This window comes from Priestia sp. D51 (assembly GCF_053345675.1).
This window is the reverse complement of the sequence record NZ_JBLTIR010000006.1, coordinates 76180-94333: the sequence shown is the minus strand read 5'-3', so window position 1 is coordinate 94333 and position 18154 is coordinate 76180. Positions and strand designations below refer to the sequence as shown.

Here is an 18154-nt window from a genome sequence, read left to right as displayed (position 1 = left end):
CAGAGTTACTGAAAATCAATTTGCTCCTTTTGTATGTTTTTATCCTTTAATTCTTTAAAAAATCATTCATACAAAAACATATGTGCTTATGAGAGAGATACAGTCTTACTAGTTGCTAAGCCTTTTTTACGTCTATACCATAGCACGATCAAACTGCCTAGCACGCAAAGGAAAGAAACGAGCTGAGCTATTCCGATATGAGAAGTTAGCATTAAGCTATCTGTACGCAATCCCTCTATAAAAAATCGTCCTATCGAATACCATAGTAGGTAAGTAAGAAAGACTTCGCCTCTTTTTAACAAAGATTTTCTTAGTACGATCAAGACAAGAACACCTATTATGTTCCAAAGGGATTCATAAAGGAATGTAGGATGATAATAAGTTCCATTGATATACATTTGATTAACAATAAAATCAGGTAAATGTAAAGTTTCTAAAAACTGACGTGTAACAGGTCCGCCATGTGCTTCTTGATTCATAAAGTTTCCCCACCGGCCAATAGCTTGGCCTAATAATAAGCTAGGAGCTAAAACATCAGCCATTTTCCAAAAAGAAAGATTCTTTTTTCTGCAAAACCATATAGCTGTTAATACAGATCCAATAATTCCACCGTGAATAGCTATGCCTCCATGCCAAATTGCTATAATTTCGCCTGGGTGGTCTTTATAGTAACTCCATTCAAAAAGTACGTAGTAAATTCGAGCAGTAACGATAGCAATGGGTAGTGCTAGCAGAAGTAAATCAGAGATGGTTTCTGAAGAGATACCTCGTTTCTTTCCTTCTTTCGAGGCTAACAAAAAGCCTAAAAAAGCTCCTATCCCTATAATAATTCCATACCAATGGACCTCAAGTGGACCAAGGTGGAAGGCGATAGGGTTTAAAGGTTGTGTGTGTTGGTTCATGTTTTTTCTCCTTTACTTCATATCGGTTTTCTTACATTTTTTTAGAGTGATATTAAATTAGAGTGCCTTTTTAGTATATCTAATTAGATATAGAAAGGACAACTTTTGCTTACGAACGGCCACTATTTCTTTGCCTACTTTAGTGTAACAGAATAGTCAAAATTAAAATAAGCAGTATATTGACTTAATTATCAAAATACACTATCATTTTAGACAATATATTGTCTAAAATGGAGGGTGGATATGGATATTTATAGAGAGCTTTTTTTAATGCAGCAAACTTACGCTACCTTATTTTCTCTGGCAAATAAAGTCCAGGTGAAAGGAGATCAGTCTCTTGAACTCTTAACATCAAGACAGCATATGGCGATGGTGGCAATTGCTCATTTACCTGAAGATGAAACAACGTTAAATAATATTGCTAGAAAATTAGGAACCACAAAACAAAGCGTCAAGCAGTTAATTACCATTATGGAAAAGAAGGGGTATGTTGACGTGGTTCCTAGCAGTAAAGATAAACGTGCAGTTAACGTGAAAATCACAAAAGAGGGAAAAGAGGCGCTGCTTGTTGTTTCAGAAAAAGGAATTTTCTTTTTGGAAGACCTTTTTAAAAAGTTTTCAACCGAAGAGTTGGAAATAATGTGGAAGCTTTTAAAGAAACTTTATAGCTTTGACGGGGAAGAACATGATGGATTTGAAGAAGAAGGCAACATCAAAATGGATGAAGATCACAATGAATTACAGTTGAGAGTGATAAGGGAGCTTGAAAGTCGAAGAGTTCAAGCAATTGATAATATAAAAAAGAACTTATAAAAATAAATTTGATAGGCTACTTTACTTTGAAGCATATCGATCCTTTTAATGATTTTCGAAATAAAGGATAAGGGAGAGCACTCATTATGTTTGAAATCAGTGATGAAACAGTACGATTAATTAACAAGACCTGTAGAGGAAAAAAGAATTTGAAATTAACCGTTGGCTATTTAACGGACAACCAATATGTTACCAAAATTTATAATGAAAGCGGTGAAATTGAATCATCCAAAAAATACCATTATGAAATTGGTTCTATTACTAAGACTTTTACTATATCGCTGCTATCAAAATACATATCTGAAAACAAGTTGACACTAAACGATTCTATACGAAAGTACATAAAAGAACTTAAGGAAGACACGTATTATCCTACATTGCTCCGCCTCGCTACTCACTCTTCTGGATATTCAGGAAGCTTACCTTTAAATAAACGGGAATATTTTAAAATAATTTTTAATTTGATTTTTGGCGGAAGTGATTTGAATAAAAATAATCCGTTACATATGGATTTTAACAAAATGAAGATGCTGATCGAAAAAAGTAAATTAAAAGAAGTAGATTATTCATGGAAGTATTCCAATTTCGGTATATCCCTTATTGGATACGTGTTGGGAATGATATCGGGGAAGGGGTATTGGGATACTATGAATGACTTTCTTCTTAATGAGCTTGGACTAAAGGATACTTGTTTAGGCGCTTCAAACAATAATCTACATGGCTATGACCGCAAAAATAATGATTGTGGCAACTGGCAGTGGGACAAGGGGAATTTTATATCACCTGCGGGCGCAGTATCCTCAACCGCTGATGATTTACTTAAATACGCAAAAATAAATATGGATGAAGATAAACCATATCTGTCTTTTTGTCATAAAAAATACGCCAATGGAACAAAGAAGTTTGATATGGGTCTTGGATGGTTGCTTTTAAAGAAAAACAATAATGTGATATTGCACGGCGGTGGAACAGGATGCTTCAGCTCATTTTTAGGGATTGATAAAGAAAAGAAAGTTGCTTCCGTCGTTTTAGCTAATTATAGACTAAGTAGAAATAAGGATGAACATATAGGAATGTCTTTATTAGAAAGCCTCCAAAATTCAAAAGATATATAAGGATGGAAGACAATTTGAAAGACTGTCGCCGAATATGACCGACCTTCAAGAAGCATAGAATATGCTTCTTTTTTTGAGGAAACCGTGCTATTATCATTAAGGTTTGTAAGGAACCGAAGATTTTTGTCTTTCCGTACATTTTTTTGGTATAGTGTTAGAAATAAGGAGTGGGTAAGTTGGTTTTCACTGAATTTTTCCAGCAGTTTCCCGTAAAGGTTTTAACAGTAGGGCTGCTGATTGTACTTATCGTTTATTTTATTCGCAAATTCATTAAGCTTTTCTTTGATAAAACGAGCTTTTTAGATGAAAAACGAGAAGAGACGCTCATGCACTTTTCTAATCAGGTCACAAGAGTATTGGGGCTGGCTTTTTTCTTTATTTATGTGCTTAGCCATTTCTTTGACTTCGGAAAGATTCTCACTAGTTCGGTAGTGTTAGCCAGTGCCCTGGCAATAATCCTCCAGCATATCATCCGTGATTATATAATGGGACTGACTTACTTGTTTGAACGCCAGATCCACCACGGAGATTATGTTATTCTCAACGGAAACCGTCAAGGGAAAATAGAAGAAATTACGATGCGCTACTTAAAGATTCGTCAATATGACGGCTACCTCTATACCGTCTCATATAGCAACATTACGGAACTTCAGAACGGAACCCGAGGAAGACGCCGGGTAAATGAAAGTCTTATTCTCAACTATAGGCAAAACCCGGACGATGCCTTCAAAGTAATGGAGCAGGTAGCACAAACATGTAACGAGAAATATGGTCAATATTTGTTAAAAGATGTGAATGGAATTCCTATAGAGAGCTTTCAATTCAATCAAATTACTGAACTGAACGTAGGTTTTAAAGGTCACCAATATTCATTATCAGGACTTGTGAAGGAAGCTGATTTTGTAGAAGCGAGCCAAAAGGTGCGATATGAACTCGCAATGGCTGCCTATAAAAATGACCTTATGATGGCTGAAAGCTTCGAGACAAGCCATTAAAAATAAAACTCGTACCTTGTTTATATACAAGCTTTTATATTTAAGATACAAACACCCTTTTGATTTTTCAAAAGGGTGTTTTTTATTTTAAAAAATATCTATTAAGTACTTCTCCAGTAAAGATTAATTATCTGAAACAGAACAAATTAATTAGTACATCTAAATTCTTCTAGTAACATGGTAAAATTAAACAAAGTACGTAAAAAGGTAAAGGGGGATTAACTATGACGCAAAAATCTAATTATACAAAAATCAACTCCGAAATGTGGGATGAATGGGCTTCAGCTGGAGGAGAATGGTCATTAGCCATTAATCATCAAGATTTTGTAGATGCAACTCAAGGTAATTTTGATATCTACTTAACACCTTGTAAGCCTGTTCCGCATAACTGGTTTATTCCATTTAAAAAAGCGAAAATATTGGGACTTGCTAGCGGAGGAGGACAGCAGTGCCCAGTCTTTGCAGCGCAACATGCGGAAGTTACGGTTTTTGACTACTCTGATAAGCAATTAGAATTAGAAAAAATGGTGTCCACTAGAGAAGGCTATTCTATTGACTTAGTTAAAGGGGATATGAGTAAGACATTTCCATTTGAAGATGAGACGTTCGATATGATTTTTAACCCTGTATCAAACTGCTATATTCAAGATGTTGTACACGTTTGGCAAGAATGTTTTAGAGTTCTAAAAAAAGGTGGCGTTCTGCTATCTGGCTTTGCAAATCCTGCTCTTTATTTATTTGGAGAAGATGAGGAAGCGTTACAAGTGGTTAATAAATCACCTTATGATAGAACGAAAAACACCGTAGAAAATGATGAAGAACTTATAAAAAATGGCGGTGTACAGTTTAGCCATTCATTAGAAACTCAAATTGGCGGACAGCTAAAAGCTGGATTCACCTTACAAGACCTTTATGAAGATCATCATCACAAGGGGAAAATCACTGAATATATGCCTTGTTATATTGCGACTAAATCTATTAAATAATAGTTGATTATCATGTTGAATAAGCTACCTCAACTTTTTCCAATTAGGCGATACCGTAGATTATGATGGTATTACGTATGGAGTCTGGATATTTGAAGAAGGAACATTTATTAATGAAGGTGATGGAGGTTATGATAACTGGGCCTTTAGAGGTTGGTTTGAACGCACAGGAGATGACGAGAAAACAGTCAATTTTCATAGACCTTAACTAAAGATAACATAAGACTCCCATCAGGGAAGAGCATATGAAGAGCCTTTACCGTCATGGTAATGGCTCTTTTCAATATTTGAAAACCTGAGACCGGATGTTTATAAGCATGCAGAATAGAAATTTGTATATCATCTACAGCTTAAAAAGAGAAAAGCTCCTGTTGCGTCTGAGCAGGAAGCTTATACTAATTCAACCTTAGTTTTTATTTTTGGTTTGTAAATATTCTTTTTGAAACATACACATTCTTATAGCGTTATGATAGCTTCCATCGACAAAAAATTCATCTTTTAACTCACCTTCAATAGAAAAACCGACCTTCTTATAGATATGAATTGCTTTTTCGTTTTCCTTGTCTACAATTAAGTAAAGTTTATGCATATTCAATACCGAAAAGGCATAATTCATTGCTAGATTTGTGGCAATCATGGCGTAACCATGACCTTGATATGTAGGGTCAATGATAATTTGAAACTCTGCTCTACGATGAATATAATCAATTTCAACCAATTCCACTAATCCAAGCATATCCCCGTCCTTTTCTAGTATGAACCGACGCTCACCTTGATCGTGAATATGTTTATCATATAAGTCCTGTAGCTCTACAAAAGCTTCATAAGGCTCTTCAAACCAATAAGACATAATATTAGCATCATTATTGAGTTCATGAACAAATTTTAAATCTTCTCTTTCTAAAGGACGTAACTTAAGTTCCTTATTCATTTCTCAAACCTCCATATTCTAGCATTACTTTAGCACTTTCCGTTTTAAATGTAAAAGTTGCTATAGTTTTAAAAAATAACAAGACATAGTGCGATGTTTTACATATTTATTAAAAGAGCCATAAGTGAAATTCATTAACTTTAAGGAGTATCTTATGAAAAAAGCAGCTGGTATTTTTCTTATTTTACTGTGTTGTATAAACCAAAGGGTTGAGGCAGCTAATCAGCTTTCAGTAGAACCTATACATCATGAGATCTACGTTTCTCATACAGGGAACGACAAAAACTTAGGTACTAAAAGCAAACCTTTTAGAACATTAAGGAAGGCAAGTGAAGCAGCTCAACCCGGAACTACGGTTTACATCAGAGGTGGTATTTATTACGAATAATTAATTATTAGCCGTTCAGGTACTAAACAAGAGCCTATTATTTTCATGAACTATAAAAGTGAAAAGCCCCTTATTAGTGGAGAAAAAATAAAGCAGTCTACACAAATAGACTGCTTCTTGATTAATTATTTACCTGTTTCGGCAAAACGCTGAATACGCTTACCAATTTCATCACGGACACGTTGAAAGAACGCCCATTTCTCTTCATCTGTTCCTTCTGCTTTTGCAGGATCATCAAATCCCCAGTGTTCACGCTTCACATGAGGAGGTGTTACGGGGCAATGATCAGCTGCATGGCCACATAATGTAACCACTAAATCCGCATTATTTAAAATTTCAGGATCAATAATATCAGATGTTTGGTTTGAAATATCAACACCAGCTTCTTTCATTGCTTTTACAGCGTTAGGATTTAATCCATGAGCTTCTAATCCTGCACTGCGTACATCCCATTCATCGTTATTTAGATTTTTTTTTGCCCATCCTTCAGCCATTTGGCTACGGCAAGAGTTACCTGTACATAAGAAATAAAGTGTTTTTTTAGACATGTGTAAAATCTCCTTTATGATGTGTTAAGAAATAATTGATAACCAAATATATAAACCAACAAGTGTAATAAATAATGTTGGGATGGTTAAGATAATACCTGTTTTAAAATAAGTTCCCCAAGAAATCTTAACTCCTTTTGTCGAGAGAACATGAAGCCATAAGAGCGTCGCTAGAGAGCCAATAGGTGTAATCTTTGGTCCTAGATCCGAACCAATGACATTTGCATAAATCAGAGCTTCTTTAATCGTACCTGTTGCAGAAGTTGCATCAATGGCCAAAGCATCAATCATCACGGTTGGCATGTTGTTCATAATCGATGAGAGAATGGCTGCAATAAATCCCATACCAATGGTTGCTGCAAATAATCCTTGATCAGCGGTTGTTTGAATAAGGCTTGCTAGTACTTCAGTTAGCCCCACATTGCGTAATCCATACACAACAACATACATACCAATCGAAAAGAAAACAATCGCCCACGGAGCTCCTGCTAACACTTTTCTCGTGTGAACAGCCGGGCTTTTTCTTGCTATTCCCAAGAATAAAATGGCGATAATTCCTGCAATAATAGAAACGGGAATATCGAAAAACTCACCAATAAAGTAACCCAGAACTAAAATGAATAAAACAATTCCTGATAAACGAAACATTTTCTCATCTTTGATGGCCTCAACCGGTTTCTGTAAATCATCTAGATTGTATTTCTTAGGGATGCTTTTGCGAAAATACAAATACAAGACAGCAATACTTGCCAAAAGTGAAAATAAATCTGGCACAATCATGCGTGAGGCAAATTCAGAAAAGCGAATCCCAAAGAAATCCGCTGATACAATATTGACCAAGTTACTTACCACAAGAGGTAATGATGTTGTATCCGCAATGAATCCACTGGCGATAATAAAAGGAAAGACCATTTTATCTTCAAATTTAAGTGCTCGCACCATAGCAAGTACGATAGGTGTTAGAATTAAGGCTGCCCCATCATTAGCGAATAATGCGGCTACTACAGCTCCTAGGAGGGATACATATACAAACATGCGAACGCCATTACCTCCTGCAACTCGTGCCATATGTAACGCTGCCCACTCAAAAAATCCAATTTCATCTAAAATTAAAGAAATAATAATAACTGCAATAAACGTTAACGTTGCGTTCCATACAATTTGAGTTACATCCAGCACGTCATGGAAATCAACCACACCTGCTAAAAGAGCTATTACTGCGCCTCCACACGCTGACCAACCAATAGACAAGTTCTTTGGCTGCCAAATGACAAAAATCAATGTCACTAAGAAGGTGAGGGAGGCTACTATAACTGATACCACTTTACAAACCTCCTACTATTAGCAACAACTAATGCGTAATCCTTGCTTTTCTAGTTCTTTTAATCGTCCATCTTCGCTTGGTAAAGATTCAAGTATATTAAGGACAAACTGATAATAGCCGTTTTCTTTATTTAATGAATAGAAAATCCAATGCCCTTGTCGTCTTTCCTTTACAAGTTCGATATCTCTTAATTTACGCAAGTGTTGGCTAATAGCCGGTTGACTTGCTTTATAAATTTCAACTAGCTCACAAACACAGCACTCGTTATTTTGGAGCAGTTTCATCATAGATAATCTTGTCTTATCGCCAAGCAGCTTCAGTATCTGTGCTGCTTTCTCCATTTCTATTTGTACTTTTACATCCAATCCAACTCACCTCCTTATTTCCAAATATAATTATATAAGTATTTTATTATACATTCAACAAAAATATACACTACTATTAAACAAAAAAAATTGATTAATGTCTTGATTTATCTAAAATTTCCAGATATGATGAATACATCAAAAAAAATTGATTTATAAAAGTGAGGGGAAAAGCAGTGAGAGTCAACAACTCTGGAAACTTATCGGTTACGTACTTTCGAGCCTATTTTCATTTAGTTATGAACACTCAAGGGATGAACTATAAGGAAGCACAAAGTCTAATCTTTCAGCGTTTTTTTCATCAAGATCCTATGTTAAGAGGGGAAACTACATACAGTAACTTTAAAAAAGCTTCCGAGAGCTTCGAACTTTAAATCAAAAAAAATTGATGAAGGAGAATGACAATGGAAACAGTCAAGGAAGGAAAGCACCCATTTAAACAGTACGAACAAAAATTTAAAGCTCTTGCTGATCAAAAGAGATTAGAAATTATGTATGAGCTCTGCCAGCGAGGACAGACATGCGTATGTGATCTAACTGAATTCTTTGGGATGTCTCAATCTAAACTTTCCTACCACTTAAAGATTTTATTAGAAGCAAACCTCATCACAAAAGAAACAAAAGGGACATGGAGTTATTATGATTTAAATGATAAAGAGGTGAACCACCTCTTATCAGAAGAACTATGCTGCTTGTTTAGAAAAGATACAAGTAAAAGCGGCCCATGCTCTTAATTTACTACATTCCAAACAATATTATTTAGCATGCGAAGGAGGAAGTGTAAATGAAATATGTTCATGTAGGAATTAATGTAACGAATCTAGAGGCGTCCATTAAGTTTTATCAAAAGGTATTTGGCGTTCAACCTGTGAAAACGAAAATAGATTATGCTAAATTCTTGTTAGATGAACCCGGATTAAATTTCACCTTGAACGTACGTGACGATGTAAAAGGTAATCAAGTGAATCATTTCGGCTTCCAAGTAGAAACTCCTGAGGAGATTCATTCTCATAAATCACGACTAGAAAAAGAGGGGTTCTTTGCTCGTGAAGAAATAGATACGACCTGCTGCTACGCTGTACAAGATAAATTCTGGGTAACAGATCCTGACGGAAACGAGTGGGAGTTTTTTTATACGAAATCTGATAGTGAGGTTCATAAGACTGAGGATAGCGTTGGAGTGAATGAAAAGTCACCTGCAAGCAACTCATGTTGCTGATGCTTAAATGACAAAAAAGACAGGAAGAAGTAGACTCTTTCTGTCTTTTTTATTTAACATAAAATCGATTATGTTTAGCGGAGTTTTCTTGTTGAGACAGTAACTCTAAGCGAGAAAATCTCGTGATGTACGTCCTTTAACTCGACTAAACAGTTATTTTGTTTCTGTATGAGAAACATTCCAAGGGTCAACAAATATCATTCTTTCTTCTTTAATTGAATCTCTCTTACCTTTTGACGAAGATGATCTGGCCACCACGCTCCACAATCATCAGATACAATGCAAGCAGCGCATGTTTTGAAATCATAAACCATCATCTCCTTGATTGGGGGAGAGTAGAGATGAAGAGTAACTAGACCCGCGCCTTCAGCACTCTTCATCTTGTGCACACCTTTCTTGGGAGCAAAAAAAAGCTTACCTTTTCCCTGATGCTGAGAAAACAGCTCTTCTGGCATTTGGTTTTCTTTAACTTCGTAAACCGTATTTATAGTTGTACCATTTACTACTTGAATCCATCCATGCGAATGACCGTGATCGTGAGGAGCACACTCTATTGCTGACCAATTCATAACAAGTAATTCCACTTCGTCATTTTGATAGAGAAGCTTTCTATAGTATGGCTTGTCTTTTGCTGACTGCAATAGTGGTTTTAAATCATTAAAGTTTATATCTAAAGCCAAAAGTGCTTCTCTCAGTTCCAATTTGGTAGGGGAGTCCAAGTTATCTAAAATATGCTTTACCTGTTCAATTAAGCTCATACACGCATTACCTCCTTATGAGCAGCACAAATTTTTGGGTTTTCTGCATAGCTACAATTTTTTGTTTCTCCATGGCAAATACCTTAAAAAAGTTAGTAGTCTTCCATTAGCTACAATTACTCCCACTATAATTATGACTCCTCCTAATATACTGACGGGAATAATCTTTTCCCGTAACAGTAAAACAGCTGTTATCAATGTCGCTACTGGTTCTAAATAAAGGAACACAGATACCTGGGACGCCTCTAAAACCTCTAATGCCTTTGCCCAGTACCAATAGGCAACACCTGAAACGAATACACCGAGAAATAATAAATGAGCCCACTCTACGCTCGTTAAAAAAGGCATGGTCTCCCATCCTTTATTTCTTACGAGAAAAGGAGTTGTTAGAGTAAACCCTATTAAACACATATAAAACGTAACAACAAGAGAGGGAAGTTGGATATCCAGCTTTTTTAATAGGACAGAATAGATTGCCCAGTTTAATGTACTTAAAATCATTAACAGGTAACCGATATTAACCGGAAGCTGAAGTGAATGCTGATTGCTAGAAGTGGTCACCAGTAGAACGCCAATAATAGCTACAATAATCCCTGATGCTTTTAATAACGTCATCTTTTCATGCAAAAAAAATACGGAGAGAATGACCGTAAATACAGGAGAAAACGAAATAATCCATCCTGCTGCAGAAGCATTTATTGTGAGAAGTGCTGTTGCCTGAATAACTTGATGAATGAATACTCCAAGGATACCTAACACAATCAAATGAGGAATATACTTGAGCGGAATGTTTAATGGATATCTCTTTAGCACTAATAATACCAATAAAAAAAGTGCCCCAATTCCAAAACGAAGAACAAGGAGTGTGTATGGATCTAGTTTATCTAAAACCGCTTTGGTAGAGACAAAGGAAATTCCCCAAAAACTAATAGACATTACTGCATAGAACGAGGCAGCAAATTTAACCTTTGACGCAATCATAGGATCAATTTTCCTTTCAACAATAAAGGTATCTTTTATTAACTAACATATGCCTTTTCGAAAGGAAAATGAAAAAAATCATGCCATTCTAAAAAAATAGTAGAAACTTTAGTATTTGTATCGTTATCACTATTTCTTAATCTTCATTAAAATAGCTATAGATGTTTATGTATAGAAAACTAAATTTGGGAGTTTATAGCCATGTATAGGCTAAATTCTAAAGAGTCTGTTACCAAAAATAAAAATGCCAACTCTCCTTAATTATTGAGACTCTTTTATTCCTTCTTCCTGCTTGCTTATATAAGCATTGCCCCATTTCTCTAAAGATTTAAGTATTGGGATAAAACTTTCTCCAAGCTCTGTTAAATAATATAAAACTCTTTTAGGGTTATCGTTTGTTTCTTCTCTTTCTATTAATCCGTCTTTTTCCATATCGCGAAGCTGGAGTGTAAGGATGCGCTGAGTAATACCCGGTATTTCACGGCGCATTGCATTATAATACATAGGTGACTTTGATAACAAAGACAAAATAATGCCTTTCCATTTACCGCCCATAATGTGCATCGCTAATTCAATTGGACAGGCTTGCTTTACAGTTAACGTACAAGGGCCGTATTGATCGCTTTTAAACTCTGACATTTCCTCACCTCAATGGGGAGTAACAAATTTGTGCCTTCTTGTTACTCCTATTTTTTCTGATTACACTTATAATATCAAATAAATCAGAAGAAGGTGTATGAATTGGAATTTGTTCAAATCTCTGAACATGTTTATAGACTCACTTATGAAACCGTCGTTGGTATTCGAGTTAAGATCAATACATGGTACATAGTGGATGGTGAGGATGTTTATCTCATCGATACCGGAATGGAAGACTATGCATATGCGCAGTTGAATGCAGCAAAATCTTTAGGTATTCCCAAGAGTATCTTGCTGACACATGGCCATTTGGATCACATTAATGGTGCCAAGTATTTAAAAGATCATTTAAATATTCCTATTTACGCACACGAAATTGAAACGCCTTTTATCAATGGCGAAAAACCGTATCCAAACAAGGCAGAAAAAGAAACAACAGGCGTAGAACATCAAGTTGAAAGTTTAAGTGACAATATCATTAAAACGTTACCCGTAGACGTATATCTAACACCCGGTCATACCCCGGGACATGTCATATACCATCATAAAGATGACAATGTGCTGCTAACTGGAGACTTATTCTTTTCTAATACCGAATCCTTACATCCACCGATTCGAAAGTTCACAGTTGATATGAGCGAAAACATTAATAGTGGACGAATTATAGATGAAATTAAACCGTCTATAATTTCATCTTCACATGGTGAAGATGTCAAATATAATAATGATTTATATTCTGTCTATAAATTTATCTATGAATAAGAGGGAAAAACATGAAAATACAATTATTTCAAATGGAGATTATAGAAGGAGAAGTTAAGCAAAACGAAAACCGTATTGTATCCTTATTTGCAGAAAAGCTGGATATAGATACGGAAATTGTTGTAATACCTGAAATGTGGAATACGGGTTATGATTTAGAAAATGTAGCAGAAAAAGCTGATATTGACTTACAGAGAGCTTTTCCTTTTATCCAAAGTTTAGCAACCGAGCATCAGGTGAATATCATTGCAGGTTCAGTCTCAAATAAAAGGAATAAAAACATTTATAATACGGCCTTTGCGGTATCAAAAACAGGGGAGCTACTCTACCAAAAAGATAAGATACATCTCCTGCCGATGTTAGATGAACATCATTATTTAACAGGTGGAGATGAAGTACCGGAAGTATTCAAAATTAACGGTATCAAAGCTAGTCAAATTATATGTTACGATTTACGTTTTCCAGAAATCACACGCTTTCCGGCTTCTCAAGGTGCAAAAATTGTATTCTACGTTGCACAATGGACTACTAAAAATATAGACCATTGGAAAACACTATTGAAAGCACGAGCTATAGAAAATGGTGTATACGTTATTGCATGTAACAGCGTGGGAAAAGTGAATCATAAAAATCATGCTGGCAACACCTACGCGGGACACTCAATGATCATTGACCCAAATGGAAACATTATAGAAGAGGGGAGAGACAAAGAAGAAATCATAACAGCAGAAATCCATATACAGAAAGTTACAGAACAACAAAAAAACATCCCAATATTTGAAGGCCTGAGACCCAATGTTTATAAGCATGCGGAATAAATATTTATATATTATTTATAGCGTAAAGGCCAGCACATGACTGTGTCTCATTGCTTTTCCATACTGAAAAGCACCCTTTTTCAGAATACTAGTATCAGTATGGAAAAGTTATATGTTTCTTACGTCAGGAATGAAAACTTTACATCTTTTCTTGATAATATTTCCGATAGACGTTAGGAGTTATGTTTTCATATTTTTTAAATGTCTTGATGTAATATCCAGGGTCATTAAAACCTAATTCATCGCTAATCTGTGCAATAGACAAATCCGTTTTTTCTAATAATTGCTTGGACCACTCTATTTTTTTGAGCGAAATAAAAACAGAAAAATTCATACCCGTTTCTTTGGTAAATACACGGCTGAAATAACCTGTGCTAATGTGACATAAATCAGCCATCTTTTGCTGAGATATTTTTTCTCTTTTATGTTTATAAATGTAGTCAAAGGCTGGCTGTAATACTTTGTTTTTACAAACTAAGTGATCGTTAATAGACGTTTTTACATAAGCATTAGTAACTGTGTTGGCTAATTCCTTTTTTATATTTTGAATATTATCTAGAGAATAACCGTAAGAAATATCTTCAGTAGAAACGTCTTCTTTTACTGGAGCCATCTTTTCATATACTTCTAAAATCAAATTTTTATTCATAGCTTCCTCTACAATGTAGTTACAAAGCCTATATAACATTTGAGTAGCTTCGTTAATTTCTGTATAGGATAGAGTAGGAATAGAATCATATAGACGCTGTATTTCTTCATTATTATTTAACTTCTGTTCAAATCCCTTTGATGGAACAGTAAGCATTTGTTCCAATTGAGGATGTTTGTCACCATCCTCAATTTTTACTTCTCCCGCCATGATAGCGCCTACATATTTATCATCAATTATAATGGGAATGGCAATATCGACAATATTCCAGTGGCATAAATAGATATAAGGAGCATTGGTTCTAACTGCCTCTAATCCTCCCCGCGCATCGCACTTTTCACAAAGTTTTGCCGTATCAGGATTTTTACGCATAGTCTCACAAAATGGACGTACACCACTGTGTTGAGAAATGGGCACTCCTTTATAGTTAACCGTAACAATCGCTAATTTTGTAACAAGCGCAAGTGAATCTTGAAGATTTCGCCATTTCTTTAAATCTAGTATTTTATCTAAATTCATGTAAGTAGTTTTCAATGATGTTTTATCTCCCTTGCTTCTACTTCCCGTGTGGTAGTTTGTATTACCTACTTGAGAATACCTTTATTTTATTCCTGAGTTTGTAAAATAAAAGAGTGTTCAGCGATAAAGGTAACCTCTTTTCAACGTGAACTTGGTAGTATTTTCACCTAAAATAATGTCATAATAATACCATATTAAATGAAGAGAGCAAAAAAATACGATAAAAAGTTGTAAAAACTCGTCATTTAAGACTAATGTAATCTTACACAAAAGATAGTAAAATTCCGATTGTAAGGGATTACAAAGTTAATTAGGAGGTTTTATTTATGAGAAAAGCATTTATTAGTCCTTCAAAATACATTCAAGGTGAAGATGAGATTTTAAATTTAGGTTATTTTGTGAAAACATTTGGTACCTCTGCACTTTTAATAGCACATCCTGAAGATATTAAACGTGTACAAGGCAAATTAGATGCAACAGCAGAAAAATATGGTATTACATTTTTTGAAGGCGGATTCAATGGCGAGTGCTCCAGACCAGAAATTTCTAGATTGCAGGAAATAGCAAAAGAAAACAACTGTGATTGTACAATTGGTTTAGGTGGCGGTAAGGCAATTGATACGGCAAAATGTGTAGCAGAGGGAGAAGGGTTAATTATCGTCCCAACAATTGCTGCTACGGATGCACCTACAAGTCATTCCGCAGTTATCTATACACCAGAGGGTGCTTTTGATGATTACGCATACTTTAAGCAAAGCCCAAGTGTTGTATTAATTGATACAACAGTCATTGCTAATGCACCTACTAGATTCTTAGTATCTGGTATGGGGGATGCGTTATCTACTTATTTCGAAGCAAGAGCAACAGCACGTTCTTTCTCTAATGTAAATGCTGGATTACCTTGTGGAGTGCGTGAGGACTTATGTGCACCAGCAAAAGGTACAAATGCAGCGCTAGTTTTAGCAGAACATTGCTACAACACTCTATTAGAGGACGGGGTTAAAGCAAAAGCAGCAAGCGATCATAATGTTGTTACTCCAGCCTTAGAAAACATTATTGAAGCCAATATCTTATTATCAGGATTAGGGTTTGAAAGTGGTGGATTAGCTGGAGCACATGCCATTCATGATGGGCTTACTCTTTTAGAAAGTGCGCACCACTACTTCCACGGTGAAAAAGTAGCTTTTGGTACATTAGCACAATTGGTATTGGAAAATGCGCCAACTGAGGAAATAGAAGAAGTGTTAGATTTCTGTTTAGCAGTAGGACTCCCAGTTTGTCTTGCTGATATTGGAGTAGAACAAATTACACAAGAAGAGTTAATGGAAGTAGCTAACAAAGCTTGTATTCCAGAGGAATCTATTTATTCTATGCCATTCCCTGTTACTCCAGAGTCAGTAGCTGCAGCTATCCTTGCAGCAGATCAAATTGGAAATGATTATAAGAAGAGGTTGATATAAGATGAAAAAAATTATTAATAAACCAGAAGATGTCGTACTTGAGATGTGTAAAGGGATGGTTCTAGCACATCCGGAACTGAGTTTAATTGAAAAATATAAAATCATTAAAAAAGAACAAATTAACAAAAATAAAGTAAGCATAATTAGCGGGGGCGGCAGTGGACATGAACCTGCTCACGCTGGGTATGTCGGGAAGGGTATGTTAGATGCAGCAGTTTGTGGTGATGTATTTGCCTCACCTTCTCAAATACAGATTTATCAAGCCATTAAAGAAACTGCTAGCGATAAGGGAACTTTACTCGTGATTAAGAACTACAGTGGTGACATGATGAATTTCAAGAATGCTGCTTATCTAGCTGAAGAAGATGGAATTCAAGTGGATTATGTAAAAGTAGATGATGATATCGCTGTACAGGACAGTTTATATACAGTTGGAAGACGTGGAGTGGCTGGTACTGTTCTTGTCCATAAAATAGCAGGTGCTGCAGCAGAACGCGGATATGATCTATCAAAAGTGAAAGAGGCAGCAGAAAGCGCTATTGCGAATGTTAAAAGCATTGGTATTGGATTAACTTCTTGTACAGTTCCCGCTAAAGGAACTCCTACTTTCGAGATTGCAGAAGATGAGATGGAATTTGGCGTTGGCATTCATGGAGAACCTGGTATCCGTCGTGAAAAAATTATTTCAGCAGACGAACTTGCAGAGCGCATGGTAACGGCATTATTAAAAGAAATAGGGATAGAAGATGGAAAAGGAGAAGTGGCTGTCCTAATTAATGGATTTGGAAGCACACCTCTTCAAGAACTGTATTTATTAAATCATTCTGTCATTCGTGAATTGTCACGTAGAAAAGTAACGATTGCAAGAACGTTTGTCGGAAACTATATGACAGCCATTGATATGGCCGGTGCTTCTATTTCGATTATGAAATTAGATGAAAACTTAAAGAGTCTCCTATCTGAAGAGTGCGATACTCCTGCGTTAAAAATCAAAGGTGAAGTACCAGCTGTCACTTATGATGAAATCATCGGTAGCGTAGAGGCCCCGAAAGTGTCTTATGAGGTGCAAACCAACAAAGAATATTCCGTAGTAATGGAAAATCGATTGACGTTGAATAATATTATTTTTATGGTAGACCAAATGAGTGAATGTATTATTAGAAATGAAATACCGTTTTGTGAATTAGATTCCCATGCTGGTGACGGAGACTTTGGTATGAGTGTTGCTAAAGGGTTCAAACAGTTGAAAGCTGAATGGCACGAAATTCTAGAAAATAAATCAAATGATATTGGCAACTTCTTAGAGGCTTGTTCCATCGTTATCATGGAGCATTGTGGCGGGGCATCAGGTCCTATTTGGGGATCAGCATTTCGTGCGGCTGGAAAGAACACCGAATCTAAAACCGAACTGACTTTAACAGAATTTGCTGAAATGATCCAAGCGTCTGTAAAAGGCATTCAAGCAACAGGAGAACGTTCTTTTGGACGTGGAGCTGTTGTAGGAGATAAAACTTTAATCGATGCTTTAGTACCTTATGCAGATACGTTAACGTCAAGTGCTGCTGAAGGTGAAAGCTTGAAACATGCGCTTGTCAAAGCAGCAGAAGCTGCTGTTGAAGGAGCAAAATCAACTGAACAGATTGTTGCACGTATGGGACGTGCTGGTACGGTTGGAGAAAGAAGTCTTGGTTATCCGGACGCAGGTGCACATGGATTAGGTGTAATTTTTACTGAAGTAGCTCAAGTAATGCAAGAAAAACAGTAAAATTTGGTATTATCTCCTCTAAGTATAGTGTAAAGAAATTACTCTTTGAGAGTGAGGGTTACACTATATTTGGAGGGGGATTTTTTTATGGGGCACAACAACAAGTTTTTGCAACCGAGTTTAATTTAGATGTAGTAAAAATGCACAATAACCAATAGTATTTCAAGGATAAAAAAGAAAAACATAAAGTGAACGAGCCCTTGATTATCAAGGGCTC

General features: G+C 35.8%; 20 protein-coding genes and 1 pseudogene. 12 read left to right on the top strand and 9 right to left on the bottom strand.

Features of this window, described 5'->3' with window-relative positions; all coding sequences use genetic code 11:
• Positions 1-86: 86 nt before the first annotated feature.
• The gene (gene lgt / locus ACNHOZ_RS22055; protein WP_447697288.1) at positions 87-902 is read right to left on the bottom strand and encodes a prolipoprotein diacylglyceryl transferase; all 816 of its coding nucleotides are present in this window, start codon (positions 900-902) and stop codon (positions 87-89) included.
• 243 nt (positions 903-1145) lie between these two features.
• On the opposite strand from lgt, the gene ACNHOZ_RS22050 reads away from it, so the two are divergent.
• From ACNHOZ_RS22050 to ACNHOZ_RS22030, 5 genes and pseudogenes are all read left to right on the top strand, one after another.
• Complete coding sequence (locus ACNHOZ_RS22050) at positions 1146-1715, top strand: MarR family winged helix-turn-helix transcriptional regulator (protein ID WP_048018670.1); 570 nt, start codon at positions 1146-1148, stop codon at positions 1713-1715.
• Between the two features lie 86 nt (positions 1716-1801).
• The gene (locus tag ACNHOZ_RS22045; RefSeq protein WP_255900312.1) at positions 1802-2830 is read left to right on the top strand and encodes a serine hydrolase domain-containing protein; all 1029 of its coding nucleotides are present in this window, start codon (positions 1802-1804) and stop codon (positions 2828-2830) included.
• A 176-nt stretch (positions 2831-3006) separates the two neighbouring features.
• Positions 3007-3825, top strand: coding sequence for a mechanosensitive ion channel family protein (locus tag ACNHOZ_RS22040; RefSeq protein WP_034264905.1), 819 nt, complete (start codon positions 3007-3009; stop codon positions 3823-3825).
• Positions 3826-4049: 224 nt separating this feature from the next.
• The gene (locus tag ACNHOZ_RS22035) at positions 4050-4811 is read left to right on the top strand and encodes a class I SAM-dependent methyltransferase (RefSeq protein WP_048018672.1); all 762 of its coding nucleotides are present in this window, start codon (positions 4050-4052) and stop codon (positions 4809-4811) included.
• A gap of 25 nt (positions 4812-4836) precedes the next feature.
• Positions 4837-5019 (top strand): annotated as a pseudogene (locus ACNHOZ_RS22030) (stress protein); the annotation flags it as partial.
• Positions 5020-5217: 198 nt separating this feature from the next.
• Here ACNHOZ_RS22030 and speG read toward each other — a convergent pair.
• A complete protein-coding gene (gene speG / locus ACNHOZ_RS22025) occupies positions 5218-5742 on the bottom strand; it encodes a spermidine N1-acetyltransferase (RefSeq protein WP_048018673.1) in 525 nt (174 codons plus the stop codon).
• Between the two features lie 154 nt (positions 5743-5896).
• On the opposite strand from speG, the gene ACNHOZ_RS22020 reads away from it, so the two are divergent.
• Entirely contained in the window at positions 5897-6130 is a 234-nt protein-coding gene (locus ACNHOZ_RS22020; RefSeq protein WP_048018674.1) for a DUF1565 domain-containing protein, read from the top strand.
• Positions 6131-6255: 125 nt separating this feature from the next.
• Here the strand turns inward: ACNHOZ_RS22020 and arsC are convergent, their stop codons facing one another.
• From arsC to ACNHOZ_RS22005, 3 genes are read right to left on the bottom strand one after another with little or no spacing between them, the layout of a single operon-like run.
• The gene (gene arsC, locus ACNHOZ_RS22015) at positions 6256-6678 is read right to left on the bottom strand and encodes an arsenate reductase (thioredoxin) (RefSeq protein ID WP_048018675.1); all 423 of its coding nucleotides are present in this window, start codon (positions 6676-6678) and stop codon (positions 6256-6258) included.
• 24 nt (positions 6679-6702) lie between these two features.
• Entirely contained in the window at positions 6703-8001 is a 1299-nt protein-coding gene (locus ACNHOZ_RS22010) for an arsenical efflux pump membrane protein ArsB (protein ID WP_048018676.1), read from the bottom strand.
• Between the two features lie 18 nt (positions 8002-8019).
• The gene (locus tag ACNHOZ_RS22005; RefSeq protein WP_014460639.1) at positions 8020-8367 is read right to left on the bottom strand and encodes an ArsR/SmtB family transcription factor; all 348 of its coding nucleotides are present in this window, start codon (positions 8365-8367) and stop codon (positions 8020-8022) included.
• Between the two features lie 404 nt (positions 8368-8771).
• On the opposite strand from ACNHOZ_RS22005, the gene ACNHOZ_RS22000 reads away from it, so the two are divergent.
• Positions 8772-9101, top strand: a complete 330-nt coding sequence (locus ACNHOZ_RS22000; RefSeq protein WP_033578631.1) for an ArsR/SmtB family transcription factor — start codon at positions 8772-8774, stop codon at positions 9099-9101.
• Positions 9102-9151: 50 nt separating this feature from the next.
• Positions 9152-9586, top strand: coding sequence for an ArsI/CadI family heavy metal resistance metalloenzyme (locus ACNHOZ_RS21995; RefSeq protein WP_033578632.1), 435 nt, complete (start codon positions 9152-9154; stop codon positions 9584-9586).
• Between the two features lie 197 nt (positions 9587-9783).
• Here ACNHOZ_RS21995 and ACNHOZ_RS21990 read toward each other — a convergent pair whose 3' ends face one another.
• The 3 genes from ACNHOZ_RS21990 to ACNHOZ_RS21980 all read right to left on the bottom strand — a co-directional run bounded on the left by ACNHOZ_RS21990 (position 9784) and on the right by ACNHOZ_RS21980 (position 11964).
• Positions 9784-10344 carry a cysteine dioxygenase gene (locus ACNHOZ_RS21990; protein ID WP_048018678.1) on the bottom strand — a complete coding sequence of 187 codons (561 nt, stop codon included), beginning with the start codon at positions 10342-10344 and terminating at the stop codon, positions 9784-9786.
• A gap of 51 nt (positions 10345-10395) precedes the next feature.
• Positions 10396-11325: a DMT family transporter gene (locus tag ACNHOZ_RS21985; RefSeq protein ID WP_048018679.1), complete on the bottom strand. Its 930-nt coding sequence runs from the start codon at positions 11323-11325 to the stop codon at positions 10396-10398.
• A 261-nt stretch (positions 11326-11586) separates the two neighbouring features.
• Positions 11587-11964 carry a winged helix-turn-helix transcriptional regulator gene (locus tag ACNHOZ_RS21980; RefSeq protein WP_047751227.1) on the bottom strand — a complete coding sequence of 126 codons (378 nt, stop codon included), beginning with the start codon at positions 11962-11964 and terminating at the stop codon, positions 11587-11589.
• A 102-nt stretch (positions 11965-12066) separates the two neighbouring features.
• Here ACNHOZ_RS21980 and ACNHOZ_RS21975 point away from each other — a divergent pair, with 102 nt between their 5' ends.
• Together ACNHOZ_RS21975 and ACNHOZ_RS21970 are read left to right on the top strand one after the other, a co-directional pair.
• Entirely contained in the window at positions 12067-12726 is a 660-nt protein-coding gene (locus ACNHOZ_RS21975; RefSeq protein ID WP_048018680.1) for an MBL fold metallo-hydrolase, read from the top strand.
• Between the two features lie 11 nt (positions 12727-12737).
• Entirely contained in the window at positions 12738-13544 is an 807-nt protein-coding gene (locus ACNHOZ_RS21970) for a carbon-nitrogen family hydrolase (RefSeq protein ID WP_255900333.1), read from the top strand.
• A 139-nt stretch (positions 13545-13683) separates the two neighbouring features.
• On the opposite strand, the gene ACNHOZ_RS21965 is transcribed toward ACNHOZ_RS21970, so the two are convergent.
• Positions 13684-14727, bottom strand: coding sequence for a PocR ligand-binding domain-containing protein (locus ACNHOZ_RS21965; RefSeq protein WP_155404440.1), 1044 nt, complete (start codon positions 14725-14727; stop codon positions 13684-13686).
• A 311-nt stretch (positions 14728-15038) separates the two neighbouring features.
• Between ACNHOZ_RS21965 and ACNHOZ_RS21960 the strand changes: the two genes are divergently transcribed.
• Together ACNHOZ_RS21960 and dhaK are read left to right on the top strand one after the other, a co-directional pair.
• Complete coding sequence (locus ACNHOZ_RS21960) at positions 15039-16172, top strand: glycerol dehydrogenase (protein ID WP_048018682.1); 1134 nt, start codon at positions 15039-15041, stop codon at positions 16170-16172.
• A gap of 1 nt (position 16173) precedes the next feature.
• Entirely contained in the window at positions 16174-17937 is a 1764-nt protein-coding gene (gene dhaK / locus ACNHOZ_RS21955; protein ID WP_447697287.1) for a dihydroxyacetone kinase subunit DhaK, read from the top strand.
• The last annotated feature ends 217 nt before the right edge of the window (positions 17938-18154 follow it).